Source organism: Acidisoma sp. PAMC 29798 (genome assembly GCF_030252425.1).
In the GTDB taxonomy this organism is placed as follows: domain Bacteria; phylum Pseudomonadota; class Alphaproteobacteria; order Acetobacterales; family Acetobacteraceae; genus Acidisoma; species Acidisoma cladoniae.
The window spans coordinates 2,475,001-2,490,009 of the sequence record NZ_CP126994.1; the positions used below are offsets into that span (position 1 = coordinate 2,475,001).

A 15,009-nucleotide genomic window follows, 5' to 3' on the forward strand; every position below is an offset into this window, starting at 1 on the left:
GAAGCGCAGCCCGCTCTGCGGCAGGCCGAAGAGATGGGCATAGGCATTGCTGAAAAGCTCGTCCGCCCGCTTCGTCGCGCCATAGAGCGACACCGGCAGATCGACCGGGTCCGACTCGGCAAAGGGCATCTTGGTATTGCCGCCATAGACCGAGGACGAGCTGGCATAGACGAAATGCCGCAGCCCCTTCATCGCGCGCGCGGCTTCCAGCATGACCACCTGGCCCATGAGGTTCGCGGTCACATAGGCGTACGGGTCCACCATCGAGTAGCGAACGCCGGCCTGGGCCGCGAGATGCACGATGCGGTCGATCTCCGGCTCGCGCGCCAGCAGATCGAACACCGATTCGCGGTCCGCGACGCTGAGCTTGGTGAAGGAGAAGTCGGCGTTGCTCTGCAGCCGACGAAGCCGCGCACGCTTCAAGGCGACGTCGTAATAGGAATTGAGATCGTCCACGCCGACGACCCGCTCACCCCGGGCAAGCAAGGCTTGGATGACATGGTATCCGACGAACCCAGCAGCCCCAGTCACCAGCACCGTCATGACGTCACGCACCCAATTTCTGTTCTAACAAGCCCGCCCTAGAAAGTGTTACGGCGCGGCATCTTTATTAGACGCGGAATCATGTCTAATTTCTGTAACCTTTGAAGCGAACCTGTGTTCGTTTCAGCCGGCGACCCAGCCGCCATCCATGGAAATCGGCGCCCCGGTGATGGTCTTGGCGCCATCCGAGCAGAGGAACACGGCCAAGGCGCCGATCTGCGCCGGCGTCGTGAATTGGAGCATCGGCTGCTTCTCCGCCAGCAGCGCCAGTTTTTCCTGCTCGACACTGGTGCCGTTCCGGGCGGCGCGGTCCTGCAATTGCTTTTCGACGAGGGGCGTCAGCACCCAGCCTGGGCAGATGGCATTGCAGGTCACGCCGGTATTAGCGAGTTCCAACCCGGCGACCTTGGTCAGGCCCAGGATGCCGTGTTTGGCCGCGACATAGGCCGATTTGCTGGCGCTGCCGACAAGGCCATGCGCGGAGGCGGTGTTGATAATGCGCCCCCAGCCGCGCTCCTTCATGCCCGGCGCGGCCGCCTTGATGCCGTGGAAGGCGGATGAGAGGTTAATGGCGATGATCGCGTCCCACTTGTCCTCGGGGAAATCGACGATCTCCGCCACGAATTGAATGCCGGCATTGTTCACCAGGATATCGACCTGCCCGAGCGCCGCGATGGCGTCCGCCACCATCTGCCGCACCCCGGCCCCACTGCTGAGATCGGCACCCGAATAGCCGGTGCGCACGCCGAATTCAGTCTCGATCGCCGCCGTCTCGCGCTCGATCTCGGCCGGTGCGCCAAAGCCGTTCATCATAATATCGGCGCCTTCGGCGGCGAGTGCCCGCGCCACGCCGAGACCGATTCCGCTAGTCGATCCCGTCACCAGGGCGACTTTTCCCTTGAGGGTCATTTTTATCCTCCCAGAACTGGCCTCAGGCCAGATAGTCGTGCAGCACGCGGCCATAGGGCAGCGTCAGATCCGCCTTGATGTGCTGCCCATAGAGAATCTTCCTGACGGGCAGATCGGCCACCCGCGCATTGACATGCGGCACAAGCTCCAGCCGCGCCTCCCCGCCATAGGCAAATTTCAGCGTGGGCTCGATCATGTTGTAGCCGACGAGCTGGGCGATCTTCGGTGAACCATCGACGTCGGGAATGAATTTCAGGTTGATGGCGAGTTTGCCGAGCTGCTTTTCCATGCGCGCGTGGGCCGCTTCATCCTTGATAAGATTGTATTCCTTGTAGCACATCGTGCCCATGGCGATGCGGATCTCGTCGTAATGCAGCGTGCCGGTCAGTGTGTCGTGGATCGCGCGTAGCTGCGGCAGGCCGTATTTCTTGGGAAAGCCCCAGATCTCGCGCCCTGCCGTGGTGGGCGGCTCATCATCGAGATACATCTGCACCGTGAAATTGCAGGGCTCGCCTTCCCACAGGGCGCAGATGCAGACGCCACTCTCCTGATAACTTCCGAATCCTGTTGAATCCGGCATGTGAATCCACTCGTAGAAGACATGGTTGCCATCCGGCTCCAGCGGCTCTGGCAGCAGATGCCGGATGACCTCGGGGTCGCTCTCATAATGAATGAGGAGATATTCGCGGTCGAAGAAGCGATAGGGACCCTTGGGGTAGCTCGGGCTCGCGAAGGGCATGGAACTCATACCGAGGATATCGTCCCGATTCATCCGAATCCGCCCTCGCGCCCATGACCTGTCCAAGCTTGAGCACGGCCGCCCTCCTGTCCAGTGATGTTTCGCACCGCGCCACGAAGGCTCCCTGGGGAATGCTTGCCGGGCCCGCTTGCCGGAGAACGATGGGCACGCGTATCTTGCGACCCATGAACGGGAACAAGACATGAACGATCTGTTCGAGGCTGGCCGTGCTGAGGCCGCCTATTCCGCCAAGGATATCGAGGTTCTGGAGGGTCTTGAGCCCGTCCGCCGGCGTCCCGGCATGTATATTGGCGGCACGGATGAAGGCCCCTTCCACCATCTGGCGGCCGAAATTCTTGACAATTCCATGGATGAGGCCGTCGCCGGCCATGCGAGCTTCATCGAAGTGGCCCTCGCGCCAGGCAATCTTCTCACGATCAAGGACAATGGGCGCGGCATCCCGGTCGATCCCCATCCCAAGTTCAAGTCCAAGAGTGCGCTGGAGGTGATCCTCACCACACTGCATTCCGGCGGCAAGTTCAGCGGCAAGGCCTATGCGACCTCGGGCGGCTTGCACGGCGTCGGCAGTTCCGTGGTCAATGCGCTGTCGGACCTCTTCGAGGTCGAGGTCGCGCGGGAGCGGCGGCTGTGGAAGCAGAGCTATTCCCAGGGCAAGCCTCTGACCAAGCTCATCGATGCCGGCTCGGTGCAGAACCGGCGCGGCACGGCGATCCGATTCAGGCCCGACCCAGAGATCTTCGGCACGCAGCAATTCAGCCCGGCGCGGCTGTATCGGCTGTGCCGCTCGAAAGCCTATCTCTTTAAGGGCGTCGAAATCCGTTGGAGCTGCGACCCCAGCCTACTCGCCGGCCAGACCGATGTCCCGGCCGAGGCGGTGCTGCATTTTCCGGGCGGCTTGCGCGACAGCTTGGAGGAAGATGTCGGCGAAGGCACCCGCGTGCTGCCGCAGATCTGGGCCGGCGAAGCGCCCTTCCCCAACGGCGCCGGTCGTGCCGAATGGGCCGCCCTCTGGCTCGATGGCGGCGGCTTCCTCAACAGCTACTGCAACACCGTGCCGACCGTGCTCGGCGGCACCCATGAGGCGGGGCTGCGCGCAGCATTGCTCAAGGGGTTGCGCGCCTGGGGCGAGCATCGCGGCAATCGTCGCGCTGGTCAGCTCACGGCCGAAGATGTACTGACGCCGATGGCAGCCAAGCTCTCCGTCTTTATCCGCGAACCGCAATTCCAGGGGCAGACGAAGGAAAAGCTCACCAACGCGGACGCGACGCGCCTGGTGGAAGCCGCCTTGCGGGACCGCTTCGACCATTTCCTGGCGGGCGACCCGACTAGCGCCGACAATCTGCTCGCCTTCACGATCGAGCGGGCCGAGGAGCGTATCCGCAAGCGGGACGAGAAGGATACGCCGCGCAAATCCGCGACCCGCCGGTTGCGGCTGCCCGGCAAACTCACGGATTGCACGCGGGAGAATGCGGCAGAGACGGAGATCTTCCTGGTCGAGGGTGACAGCGCCGGCGGCTCCGCCAAGCAGGCGCGCAATCGCGAAACCCAGGCGGTGCTACCCTTGCGCGGCAAGATCCTCAATGTCGCCAGCGCCTCGGCCGACAAGCTGCGCCAGAACCAGGAGCTGAAGGACCTCATCGAGGCGCTCGGCTGCGGTGTCGGCGATAAGTTCGACGCCAAGCGCCTGCGCTATGGCCGCATCATCATCATGACGGACGCCGACGTCGACGGCGCCCATATCGCCAGTCTGTTGATGACGTTCTTTTATCGTGAGCTGCCGGAGTTGGTGCGCGGCGGGCATCTGTACCTCGCCCAACCGCCGCTCTACCGCCTGACCCAGGGCGCCAAATCGGTCTATGCCATGGATGACGCCGGGCTCGCGCGGCTGAGCAAGTCGGCCTTCAAGGCGGGGTCGAAGATCGAGGTCAGTCGCTTCAAGGGCCTCGGCGAAATGCCACCGGCGGCGTTGAAGGAAACGACGATGGATCCGAAGAAGCGCACCTTGCTGAAGGTGATGGCGCCGCCGGAGACTCGGGCCGAGACCAATACGATGGTGGAAAACCTGATGGGGCGGCGGCCGGAACTGCGCTTTCAGTTCATCCAGGATCGCGCCCGCAGCGTGACGGTGGCCGATCTGGATGTGTAGTCGGGACTTTAAATCGCTTGTCGGATATCGGTCTGACTGAAGTCATTCCCTTTAAACAATAAAAGCGCGCCTTGGTTTTTCGTCACGGCATACGCGAAACAGTCACCCATGTTCAGCTGCGCGGGGTGGCCCCGCCCTTTGCCGTAGCGTGAGAAGGCTTCAAACGCCGCGGCCGCATCATTCTCAGTGATTGAAACTGTTCGAATGCCCGCATCAGCCAAAAATTGCGCCACATCCTCTTGCGCCTCGGCCACGCTGGAACGTCGATTGCGGCATATCGCCAAGCCCGCCTCAAATATGGCTATGGGCGACGTAATCGGGGACGTATCTCTTTCGATGACATCCGCAAGTATCGCGGCATCCGATTCGCGGATCAGGATAGCGACGATCGCCGAGGCATCGACGAAGATCAGTTGTCACCGCTGAGGTCGTCGAAGAAGGCCTTATCGGCCTCCAAGCCCGTTGCCGGCCGCGCCAGAATCCGATCCTGTAAGTATCGAATACGCTCACGTAGTGGCAGGGCCTCATCAAGACGACGAAGTTCATTTTCCAAAGCCAGCTTCACGGCTTCAGTCTTGTTGATGTGCTTGCGTGTCGCCAGTTCGTCGGCAAGCCGATCGACCTCACGGCTCCGAATGTTCAAGGCCATCTCCGCCTCCTTGTGTAGACGCTGAAAGAATATCGTCTACACAAACGGATCGCAAGCGCGGGTTGAACCCCTCAGTTACAGGGCGGCGGTGTGCCTCCGGTGCAGACCGATTGCAGGCCGCCCGGGAGGGTGTAGGGCGCCGGCTTCACGTAAGCGGGCCGAACGTAACGGGGCCTCTTGTACCGGCTGTTGTGACCAGCCGGCTTATGCCATTTGCTATAGCTATGACCCGACGTGCTGTGGCTGGATTTGCCATGCGTCGTCGCATAGGCCTGATGATGCCGCGTATGGCTGGATGCGCAGCCCGTCAGCCCGATGATGATCGCAACCGCCACCAGCAGAACCTGAACCGCGTTCATGCGGCGCCACGCGGGCTGATGATCGCGACGAACGCCCGACCGCTCACACACTCCGCGCTGCCGCCCTCACCCATCGCCGCATCGCCCGCCATAACCGTCATTCGCTCTTGTCCCATCGCCACGACAACATCCTCGAAAGCATAGAGGACTAGAACGGCCCCCTCCGTCGCGGTCATCGGCCCATCGGTCCGAAACTGCGCCGCGCGCCGATCCACCATGAGGTTGAGGTCGCGAGTCGGTCCATCCAACAGATTGCAATCGACCGAAGTCTCGCCGGCAAACCGGATCTCATCCCCTGTATACAGCGTGCGAGGGGCCGCATCGTCAAGCCGGAGGGTAATCCCCGCCCCCTCAATCACCGTCAGCACACGGTCGATATGCGGAAACACCGAAAACGGGCCATTTCGCGCGATTTCGGCGCGGCTCAGCCGCCAATGCCAGCCCTCATCACCGCCAAAACCACCTTGAGCGATTTCCCAGGTGGTGCCGCCACCATTCCGCCACGGCATGGCGCGAAAGCCGGACTGAGGCAGCAGCCGCCACCGCATCAGGCCGCGACCCGCCGCAAGGCCGCAACGAAGCGCCCGCGCGCCGCCTCTTCCCCCGGATGCCGGCCATCGCGCACACGCCAGATCCCAGCGACCATCACATCGCGCACCGGCAGGCCCGACCCGCCGAAAATGGCGCTGTCGAGAATGTCGTCGCCCTCGGCGTCGGGCTGCGCCAGTTTCAGGCGATCGAGCACAGCGAGATCGGCGCGGAACCCCGGCGCGATGACACCGACCGGCTGACCGAGCGCCGCCGCGCCGCCGGAGAGTGCAGCACGGAAGATGGCACCACCGACCGAGCCGTCTGCGTCCTCGGGCAAGGACAGGCAGCGTCGCCCATGCACCAGCCGCTGGCCGTATTCCAGCAGCCGCAATTCCTCCCAAGGGTTCAACGCGACATTGCTGTCCGAGCCGATGCCGAAGCGCCCGCCCGTCGTCAGGAAGGCGCCGAGCGGAAACACGCCGTCCCCCAGATTGGCTTCGGTGATCGGGCAGAGGCCGGCGATGGCGCCGCTTGCCGCGATATCCGCCAGTTCCTCATGCTCCACATGCGTCGCATGGATGAGGCACCAGGACGGGCCGACCGGCGCCTCCATCATCAGCAGCTCGACCGGCCGCGCGCCGGTGGCGGCGATGCAATCCTCGACCTCCCGCTCCTGCTCCGCGACATGAATGTGGATCGTCGTATCCTCCGGGAGGACCGAGGCGATGTGGCGCACGATCTCCACCGGCACGGCGCGCAGCGAATGCGGCGCGAGACCGACGCGCAGCGTCGTCTGGTCGCGGCCATGCCAGCGCAGCGATTCCAGAATGCGCAGCAACCGCTCCTCATCCGCCGCGAAGCGACGCTGCGCGGGCTCCAGCGGCGCATTGTCGAAACCGGCACGCATATAGAGGACGGGCAAAACGGTCAGGCCGATGCCGATATCCGCGGAGGCATGGATCAACCGCGCCGACATCTCGGCGGGATCGGCATAGGGCGCGCCATGGGCGTCATTATGCAGGTAGTGGAATTCACCGACCGTCGTGTAACCGGCCTTGAGCATTTCTATGAAAAGGAAGCCCGCGATATCGCTGAGTTCGTCGGGACCCACGCCATGGGCGGCGCGATACATCGCTTCCCGCCAAGTCCAGAAACTGTCGGAGGGATCGCGGCGCTTTTCGGCGAGGCCGGCCATGGCGCGCTGGAAGGCGTGGGAATGGAGGTTCGCCATGCCGGGCACCGCCGGCCCTGCCAGACGCTCGACCCGCTCGCCCAAAGGCAGGATCGCGTCGGGCGTCACGGCGAGGATGGTGCCGTCCTCGCCGATGTCGATCCGCACATTCCGCGCCCAGCCCTCAGGCAGCAGCGCCGTCGGCGCGAAGAGACTGGGCATTGTGGCGGACTCCTTCCAAGACTCTCGTCATCCCCGGGCTTGACCCGGGGACCTACCCGTTACGGCGCCCAAACGGCGTCGAGGCGCCGTAACGAGATAGGTGCGCGGATCGAGTCCGCGCATGACGAGTAAAATTATGCGAAGCCTTCTCAGCCCAGGATGCCCGGCAGGTCCAGCCCCTTTTCCCGCGCGCAGTCCAACGCGTCCGGATACCCCGCATCGGCATGGCGCATGACGCCCGTCGCCGGGTCGTTCCACAGCACGCGCGACAAGCGGCGCGCGGCATCGGCCGTGCCATCTGCCACGATCACCATGCCCGCATGCTGCGAATAGCCCATGCCGACGCCGCCGCCGTGATGCAGGGATACCCAGGTCGCGCCGGACGCCGTGTTCAGCAGCGCGTTCAGCAAAGGCCAGTCCGAGACTGCATCCGATCCATCCCGCATCGCTTCCGTCTCACGGTTCGGGCTGGCGACCGAGCCGGAATCGAGATGGTCGCGGCCGATGACGATGGGTGCTTTCAATTCCCCGCTCGCCACCATCTCGTTGAAAGCGAGGCCAAGGCGATGACGGTCACCGAGGCCGACCCAGCAGATGCGCGCCGGCAAACCCTGGAAGGCGATGCGCTCGCGCGCCATGTCGAGCCAATGATGCAGGTGTTTGTTGTCGGGCAGGATCTCGCGCACCTTGGCGTCGGTGCGATAGATATCCTCGGGGTCGCCCGACAACGCCGCCCAGCGGAATGGGCCGATGCCCCGGCAAAACAGCGGCCGGATATAGGCCGGCACGAAACCCGGAAAGTCGAAAGCGTCCAGCACGCCTTCATCCTTCGCGACCTGACGGATATTGTTGCCGTAATCGAGAACGGGAATGCCCATGCGATGGAAGTCCAGCATGGCGCGCACATGCGTGGCCATGCTGGCGCGCGACGCGGCGATGACCGCCTGCGGATCACGCTCCCGCTTCTCCTCCCACTGCGCGACCGACCAGCCGACCGGCAGATAGCCGTTGAGCGGATCATGGGCGGAGGTCTGGTCCGTCACGACATCTGGCTTCACGCCGCGCCGCACGAGTTCGGGAAACACTTCGGCGGCATTGCCGAGCAGGCCGACGGAGACCGGCGTCTTGTCGGCCGCCGCGCGGGCGAGAATTTCCAACGCTTCGTCGAGATCCTTTGCCTGCACATCGAGATAGCGCGTGCGCAGGCGCATTTCGATGCGACTCGCCTGACACTCCACCGCGAGGCAGGAGAAGCCGGCCATGACGGCGGCGAGCGGCTGGGCGCCGCCCATGCCACCGAGACCGCCTGTAAGAATCCATTTCCCGGCGGGATCGCCGGCATAATGCTGGCGCGCGACTTCGACGAAGGTCTCGTACGTGCCTTGAACGATGCCCTGCGTGCCGATGTAGATCCACGACCCCGCCGTCATCTGGCCGTACATCATCAGGCCCTTGCGATCCAGCTCATGGAAATGCGCCCAATTCGCCCAGGCCGGCACCAGATTGGAATTCGCGATCAGCACGCGCGGCGCATCGGCATGGGTCTGGAAAACGCCAACCGGCTTGCCCGATTGCACCAGCAAGGTCTGGTCCGCTTCCAGCGTGCGGAGGCTCGCGACGATACGGTCGAAACTCTCCCAATCGCGCGCCGCACGACCGATGCCGCCATAGACCACCAGCTCGTCAGGCTTTTCCGCGACAGCCGCATCCAGGTTGTTCATCAGCATGCGCAACGGCGCTTCCGTCAGCCAGGATTTGGCCGAAATTGCGGTGCCGGTCGGCGACTTGATGCGGCGGCTGTTGTCGAGGCGGATCATGCGGCGATCTCCAGCGTTGGAAGCGGATGAGCGGCGGCGTGCAAGACATGGCCGGCGCGGATCATGGCCGTCGCCATTTCCATATCAGGCGCGAAATAGCGGTCCTCGTCGAGTGTCGGCACCGAAGCGCGCAGCAAATGCCGCACGGCTTCGAGCGGCGCGCTGGAGGCCATCGGCGCATGAAAGTCGCAGCCCTGCGCGGCAGCGAGCAGTTCGACACCCAGAACGTGGCTGAGATTGGCCGCCATCGGCATCAGCCGGCGGGCGCCATGCGCCGCCATGGAGACGTGATCTTCCTGATTGGCAGAGGTGGGAATGGAATCGACGCTGGCCGGATGCGCCATCTGCTTGTTCTCGGAAACCAGCGCCGCCGCCGTCACTTGCGGCAGCATGAAGCCGGAATTCAAACCGGGACGCGGCGTCAGGAAGGCCGGCAGGCCGGACAGCGCGGGGTCGATCAGCATGGCGATGCGGCGCTCGGCGATCGAGCCGATTTCACACAGCACAAGGGCGATCATATCGGCCGCGAAAGCCACCGGCTCGGCGTGGAAATTACCGCCGGACAGCACCTCGCCGGTATCAGGGAAGACCAGCGGATTGTCGGACACGCCATTCGCCTCGGTCCCCAATGTCATCGCCGCTTGCCGAAGCACATCGAGCGCGGCGCCCATCACCTGCGGTTGACAGCGCAAGCAATACGGGTCCTGCACACGCTCGTCTCCGGTCACGTGGGAAGCGCGGATGACGCTGCCGGCCATCAGGCTTCGCAAGGCACTCGCGACATCGATCTGCCCGCGATGACGCCTCAACGCATGAATGCGCGGATCGAACGGCGTGTCGGACCCCTTCGCCGCATCGGTCGACAGCGCGCCGGTAATCAGGGCCGATTGCAGCAGCCGCTCCGCCTCGAACAATCCCGCCAGGGCATAGGCGGTGGAGAATTGCGTGCCATTGAGCAGCGCCAGCCCTTCCTTCGGGCCGAGCACCAGGGGCGCGAGGCCCGCCTGGGCCAGCGCCGCCTCGGCGGGCATGCGAACGCCCTGATAGACGATCTCACCCACGCCGATCATCGTCGTCGTCATATGGGCGAGCGGCGCGAGGTCGCCCGACGCGCCGACCGAACCCTGGCCCGGCACGACGGGCACGAGATCCCGCTGGAGCATCGCCTGCAGCAACGCGACGGTGGCGGGGGAAATGCCAGAGGCACCCTGCGCCAGGCTCGCGAGCTTCAGCGCCATCATCAGCTTGGTGATGGAGGGCGGCATCGGCTCCCCCACGCCCGAGGCATGGGACAGCACGATATTGCGCTGAAGACGCTCCAGATCCGCATCGTCGATGCGAATGGAGGCAAGCCGGCCGAAGCCCGTGTTGATGCCGTAAATGGGCGCGCCCTTGGCGAGGATGGCGGAGACCGCTGCAGCGCTCGCCGCGATCGGGCCGGCCGAGGCTGGGTCCAGCGCGATCGTCGCCGTGCCGTAGCGGTAGATGCGTCGCCAATCGGAAAGCGTCACCGCGCCAGGCGTCAGAACCAGCGTCATACGCACTCTCCGACCTCAATATGTATAGACATATCTCATGGTCGCCCTCATGAGTCGAGCGGCGGTCAGCGGCGCGCCTCACCGAATCGACCCGAGAAACTATGCCGCTCTGCGGGGTAGGTCAGCCGTACCTCGGTGATCAGGTCACTGCCCTGCCAGGTCCGGCGATCAAGCGTCAGACAGGCGGCGCCACGCGGGATCGCCAGTCGCTTGGCAAGCGTCGCATCCGCGACCCGCGCGCCGATGACATGCTCAGCCTCGGTCCAGGGCACGTGGCGCAGCAGCCAGGTGCCCGGCGGCGCCTCGGCGAACGCTTCCTCCCGCGCCTGCGGGACCGTGGCGAGGGCGATCTGTCGCTCCTCCAGGGCCAGCGGCTCCCCGCCCCGCTCGTGCAAGGTCGTGACCACCAGCATCTCCGCCACCACGTGACGCGCCAGGATGATGTGGCGATACGGCAGGCCGAGTTGCGCGGATTCCTCGGCGAAATCGGCAATGTGTAGCACGGCGCGTTCCGCGACCGGGGTCGCGACCACCGTGCCCGCGCGGCGCCGACGCGTGACGAGGCCGGCCGCCGCCATGCCGGCGATGGCCTTGTTCACCGTCATCCGGGCGCAGCCATATTCAGCCATCAGGGCGTGTTCGGCGGGAATCGGATGGCCCGGCTTCCAGTCGCCGGACTGGATATGGCCCTCCAGATCAGCGCGGATGCGCGCCCCGATGCCGGCCAAAGGAGTCGTCATTCCATGCCCGCGAGGCTTTCGGGCAGCACCTGCCCGCCATCGACGATCAGCGTCTGGCCGGTGACGAAGCTCGCCTCCTCGGTCGCGAAGAACAGCGCCGCATTGGCGATATCCGCGACGCTGCCCAGGCGTTTGACGGGAATGGAAGCGGCCATCGAGGCCAGATAGTCCGGCCCCAGGGCCAGCAGCCCTTCGGTCACGATATTGCCGGGCAAAACAGCGTTGATGGTGATGCCGGCGGGCGCCAGTTCCAACGCCGCCGACCGCAGGAAGCCGAGCTGCCCGGCTTTGCTGGCGCCGTAATGCGACCAGCCGCTCATGCCCGTGACGGGACCGGTGATGGAGGAAGTCAGCACGATCCTGCCACGGCCGGACAGGCTCAAGGTCGGCAGACAGGCCTTCACGGAGAGGAAGGTGCCGCGCAGGTTGATGCCCATCGTCTCGTCGAAGTCAGCGGCCGACATGTCGGCGATCTTGGCGGAGGTGAAGATGCCGGCATTGGCGCAGAGGATGTCGATGGCGCCGAAATGCAGCATCGCGGCTTCGGCCATGGCATGGACACCGGCTTCGGTCGAAATATCGGCTGTGACGCCGACGGCGCGGCCGCCAGCGACGGCGATGTCTTCGGCCACCATCTTCGCCGCGTCATGGGACCGCGCGACGACCACCACGTTGCAGCCGACTTCGGCGAATCGCTTGGCGATGCCGCGCCCGATGCCCTTGCTGGCGCCGGTGACGATGACGGTGCGGCCGGCGAGCGATGCGAACATGCGGGGGTCCTTTTCGGAGGATGGGCCGCCATCATCCGGGCGGCGCAGCTAAAGAGCGGGTCGTTCGAGAAAGGTCAGCCGATCCGTGTCCGGGATCAATCCCCAGCGCATCGATTCGGTCTTCAAAATGCAAAGCCCGGCCTTGCGCGCAAGCGATTCAACCGGAGCAAGCGTCATATCGTTACCCGCGTTTGGATTGGAGCCGTAGTGGTGACCGGGCTGCCCCGTCTCCGGGGCGTCGAGATCGGCGTGATGCGACAGCGCCGGTCTGCCCGATCAAAGCGCGGTGTAGGGCGGAAAAGCGTAGCGCATTCCGCCATGGACCGGTGACGGCGAGTCGGGGCGCTGTGTACGACGGAAAAGCGTAGCGCATTCCGCCACGGACCGCTGACGGCGGGTCGCCCCTTGAGCGCGAACGGCATTTCCCCATCTACTGACTTCGCGGAAAAAGGACTGCCCAGAATGGCCAAGGTCGCGCCAACACGCCGCAAAGCCCATAGCGGCCCACCTGCCGCGGCCGGACGACCGGTGTGGTCGGGTTCGCTGCGCCTCGCGCTGGTCACCGTGCCGGTCCAGCTCTACTCGGCCATCAAGACCGGCGCCCGCCTCTCCTTCCATCAGATCGACCAGAAGTCGGGCAAACGCATCCGCTATGAAAAGACCGCGCCAGGTGTGGGTGAAGTGGACGCCGACCAGATCGTGAAAGGCTATGAAGTCTCAAAGGGCAATTACATCCTGATCACCGATGAAGAATTGGACTCGGTGAAGATCGAGGCCCGCAAGACCATCGACCTGGTGCAGTTCGTCGATCACTGCGAAATCGACCCGATCTATTTCGAGCGCCCCTATTACGTGCTCCCCGATGGCGACTTGGCCGAGGAAGGCTACACCATCCTGCGGGATGCGATGCGCGACACGAATAAGATGGGCCTCGGCCAATTCGTCATGCGCGGGCGCGAATATGTCGCGGCCCTGAAGCCCTGCGGGGATGGGCTGATGCTGGAAACTCTGCGCTTCACCGATGAAGTGCGGGCCGCAGCTCCCATGTTCGCCGAGATCGGGGAACCGAATACGGACAAGGAGTTGCTCGACCTCGCCCGCGAGCTGATCAGCCGCAAGACCGCGAAGTTCGACCCCTCGGTCTTCCATGACCGCTATACCGAATCGTTGCGAGACCTGATCGAGACCAAGGCGCGGACCGGCAAACCCCTGTCGGTGGACGAGTCAAAGGACGAGGAGACGTCCGGCAAGGTGATCGACCTCGTCGCGGCCCTCAAGCGGAGTCTCGCCCAAAAGACCGAGCTGAAGGCCGAAACGCCAGCGAAGAAGGCTGCCGCGAAACCGGCGGCGCGGCGCAAGGCAGGTTAACGCACCGCTGGAAACCCGTATGCATTTCGTATATACTGCCTCAATACAAGGGAGGCGGTCATGGCGAAGGAAGCCCTGTTCACGATGAAGCTGGAGCCCGAACTCCGCGATGAGTTCATGGCCGAAGCAAAAAGCGCCGATCGGCCAGCATCGCAGATTGTCCGCGAATTCATGCGCGACTTCGTGGAGAAGCAGCGCCGCGCCCGTGCCTATGACATCTGGTTCCGCGCCAAGGTGGAGGAGGGTATCCGGGAAGCCGATGACCCAACTGTCAAGCGCATTCCGGATGACGAGATCGTCGCCGAATGGCGACGGGAGCGCGCAGAAATAGTAAAGCAGTTAAGCGATAGGGCTAAGTGAACATCGAGTGGACCCCGGTCGCAAGGCGCGACCGTAGGGGTCAGCTCGACTACATGAAACACCTGAACCCGGCTGTCGCCATCGATATGGCAGACGGAATTGAGACTGCCGTCACCTATATAGCAGCGCAGCCGACTATGGGCCGGCCCGGCCGTAAGCGTGGCACCCGCGAGTGGCGCGTAAGCGGTACACCTTATCTTCTCATCTATCGGCTCGATGAGCACAGCTTGGTCATCCTGCGGCTTCTCCACGGTGCCCAGGACTGGCCAGCACGCTGATCCTCAATGCGGCAGGGCAGACGCCGGAACGCTGATCTGAAACCGCACCGCCTCGGAAGAAACACCGCGCACCGCGCCCAACTGACGCAGATGCCCGTCGATCAACCGGTTGCGCAGGCTGTCAAACGGCATGGCATTCTGCGGTCCGCCCGCGATGGCGATCGTCACGCGGTCGCCGGTCGAACGGGTCGTGAGCCGAACAGCCCCGGCCGAGGCATCCGCCACAAGGAAAGGCGGCAGGACCACCGCAAGATACAGGCTGAGGGTGATCGCCTGGTCCAGATTGATCGTCATCTGCGCGTCGCAGTCGGCGGTCTCAACGCCTGCAGTCGTGGCGCCGGCAACCTCGACAAGGCCCGACACCACTTCCCGAAGGAGATCGTCGATCGGGACCTCAATCAACTCACCGGAGGCATAGACGACGCGATAGGCCGCCGCCATGGCTTGCACATGCTCTTCCAAAAACCGGATTTCACCCTGCCGATCGGCCGGCAGCATCCGCTTCTGCAGGTTGATCAGGCTGACAATGATCTGCAGATTGTTCTTCACACGGTGGTGAAGTTCCCGCACCAGCCCGTCGCGCTCAGCCAATGAAATCTGAATCTTTTCGTATTGCCCGCCCATCGCGTCGACTACTCCAGAAACAATCCCGGACGCCCGGGCATGTCGGCTTGTTCGGTATTCGAGATAAACATCCGATCTATAGATAAATGCGTTTCGGAAAACCCCAAGTGGTGACGCGACGCCTCACTGCGGCTTGACCGCCACTTGCCGCGTCTTCACGGATGCGCGCGCGAAAGCCCGAAGCACCGCAGATCGGTTGCGTCCGCTTTCACGGTCGCCGATAA

General features: G+C 64.0%; 17 protein-coding genes (1 of these 17 only partly in view). 4 read left to right on the forward strand and 13 right to left on the reverse strand.

Annotation, left to right across the window (positions count from 1 at the left end):
- The 3 genes from QP803_RS11955 to QP803_RS11965 all read right to left on the reverse strand — a co-directional run.
- A protein-coding gene (locus tag QP803_RS11955; protein ID WP_284947897.1) for an NAD-dependent epimerase/dehydratase family protein crosses the window boundary here: on the reverse strand, positions 1–543 show its 5' portion. It extends 474 nt beyond the left edge of the window; 543 of the gene's 1,017 nt are visible here — the first part of the coding sequence; its start codon is at positions 541–543; the stop codon falls past the left edge of the window.
- A 123-nt stretch (positions 544–666) separates the two neighbouring features.
- Positions 667–1,452: a 3-hydroxybutyrate dehydrogenase gene (locus QP803_RS11960; protein WP_284943701.1), complete on the reverse strand. Its 786-nt coding sequence runs from the start codon at positions 1,450–1,452 to the stop codon at positions 667–669.
- Positions 1,453–1,474: 22 nt separating this feature from the next.
- Positions 1,475–2,224 (reverse strand): acetoacetate decarboxylase, encoded by a 750-nt coding sequence (locus QP803_RS11965; protein ID WP_284943702.1) that lies wholly within the window; start codon positions 2,222–2,224, stop codon positions 1,475–1,477.
- Between the two features lie 169 nt (positions 2,225–2,393).
- Here QP803_RS11965 and parE point away from each other — a divergent pair, with 169 nt between their 5' ends.
- On the forward strand, positions 2,394–4,358 hold the full coding sequence (parE, locus tag QP803_RS11970) for a DNA topoisomerase IV subunit B (RefSeq protein ID WP_284943703.1): 1,965 nt from the start codon (positions 2,394–2,396) through the stop codon (positions 4,356–4,358).
- A gap of 8 nt (positions 4,359–4,366) precedes the next feature.
- On the opposite strand, the gene QP803_RS11975 is transcribed toward parE, so the two are convergent.
- The 9 genes from QP803_RS11975 to fabG all read right to left on the reverse strand — a co-directional run bounded on the left by QP803_RS11975 (position 4,367) and on the right by fabG (position 12,155).
- Positions 4,367–4,771 (reverse strand): type II toxin-antitoxin system VapC family toxin, encoded by a 405-nt coding sequence (locus tag QP803_RS11975; protein ID WP_350356097.1) that lies wholly within the window; start codon positions 4,769–4,771, stop codon positions 4,367–4,369.
- Positions 4,768–5,007: a type II toxin-antitoxin system VapB family antitoxin gene (locus QP803_RS11980; protein WP_284943704.1), complete on the reverse strand. Its 240-nt coding sequence runs from the start codon at positions 5,005–5,007 to the stop codon at positions 4,768–4,770. Before QP803_RS11980 ends, QP803_RS11975 begins: the two co-directional genes overlap by 4 nt.
- 71 nt (positions 5,008–5,078) lie before the next feature.
- The gene (locus QP803_RS11985; protein ID WP_284943705.1) at positions 5,079–5,366 is read right to left on the reverse strand and encodes a hypothetical protein; all 288 of its coding nucleotides are present in this window, start codon (positions 5,364–5,366) and stop codon (positions 5,079–5,081) included.
- Positions 5,363–5,914, reverse strand: a complete 552-nt coding sequence (locus QP803_RS11990) for a HutD/Ves family protein (RefSeq protein WP_284943706.1) — start codon at positions 5,912–5,914, stop codon at positions 5,363–5,365. The genes QP803_RS11985 and QP803_RS11990 overlap by 4 nt, the downstream gene beginning before the upstream one ends.
- Positions 5,914–7,290, reverse strand: coding sequence for a formimidoylglutamate deiminase (locus QP803_RS11995; RefSeq protein ID WP_284943707.1), 1,377 nt, complete (start codon positions 7,288–7,290; stop codon positions 5,914–5,916). The genes QP803_RS11990 and QP803_RS11995 overlap by 1 nt, the downstream gene beginning before the upstream one ends.
- A 149-nt stretch (positions 7,291–7,439) precedes the next feature.
- Complete coding sequence (gene hutU / locus QP803_RS12000; protein ID WP_284943708.1) at positions 7,440–9,107, reverse strand: urocanate hydratase; 1,668 nt, start codon at positions 9,105–9,107, stop codon at positions 7,440–7,442.
- The gene (gene hutH, locus QP803_RS12005) at positions 9,104–10,639 is read right to left on the reverse strand and encodes a histidine ammonia-lyase (RefSeq protein ID WP_284947899.1); all 1,536 of its coding nucleotides are present in this window, start codon (positions 10,637–10,639) and stop codon (positions 9,104–9,106) included. Before hutH ends, hutU begins: the two co-directional genes overlap by 4 nt.
- 71 nt (positions 10,640–10,710) lie before the next feature.
- Positions 10,711–11,385 (reverse strand): histidine utilization transcriptional repressor HutC, encoded by a 675-nt coding sequence (hutC, locus tag QP803_RS12010; RefSeq protein WP_284943709.1) that lies wholly within the window; start codon positions 11,383–11,385, stop codon positions 10,711–10,713.
- Positions 11,382–12,155 (reverse strand): 3-oxoacyl-ACP reductase FabG, encoded by a 774-nt coding sequence (fabG, locus tag QP803_RS12015; protein ID WP_284943711.1) that lies wholly within the window; start codon positions 12,153–12,155, stop codon positions 11,382–11,384. The genes hutC and fabG overlap by 4 nt, the downstream gene beginning before the upstream one ends.
- Before the next feature lie 462 nt (positions 12,156–12,617).
- On the opposite strand from fabG, the gene ku reads away from it, so the two are divergent.
- The 3 genes from ku to QP803_RS12030 are packed head-to-tail and all read left to right on the forward strand — an operon-like array spanning position 12,618 to position 14,161.
- Positions 12,618–13,523 carry a non-homologous end joining protein Ku gene (gene ku / locus QP803_RS12020; RefSeq protein WP_284943712.1) on the forward strand — a complete coding sequence of 302 codons (906 nt, stop codon included), beginning with the start codon at positions 12,618–12,620 and terminating at the stop codon, positions 13,521–13,523.
- Between the two features lie 60 nt (positions 13,524–13,583).
- Positions 13,584–13,883: an antitoxin of toxin-antitoxin stability system gene (locus QP803_RS12025; RefSeq protein WP_284943713.1), complete on the forward strand. Its 300-nt coding sequence runs from the start codon at positions 13,584–13,586 to the stop codon at positions 13,881–13,883.
- Complete coding sequence (locus QP803_RS12030) at positions 13,880–14,161, forward strand: type II toxin-antitoxin system RelE/ParE family toxin (RefSeq protein WP_284943714.1); 282 nt, start codon at positions 13,880–13,882, stop codon at positions 14,159–14,161. The genes QP803_RS12025 and QP803_RS12030 overlap by 4 nt, the downstream gene beginning before the upstream one ends.
- Before the next feature lie 3 nt (positions 14,162–14,164).
- Here the strand turns inward: QP803_RS12030 and QP803_RS12035 are convergent, their stop codons facing one another.
- Positions 14,165–14,752, reverse strand: a complete 588-nt coding sequence (locus tag QP803_RS12035) for a histidine kinase dimerization/phosphoacceptor domain -containing protein (RefSeq protein ID WP_284943715.1) — start codon at positions 14,750–14,752, stop codon at positions 14,165–14,167.
- Positions 14,753–15,009 lie beyond the last annotated feature (257 nt).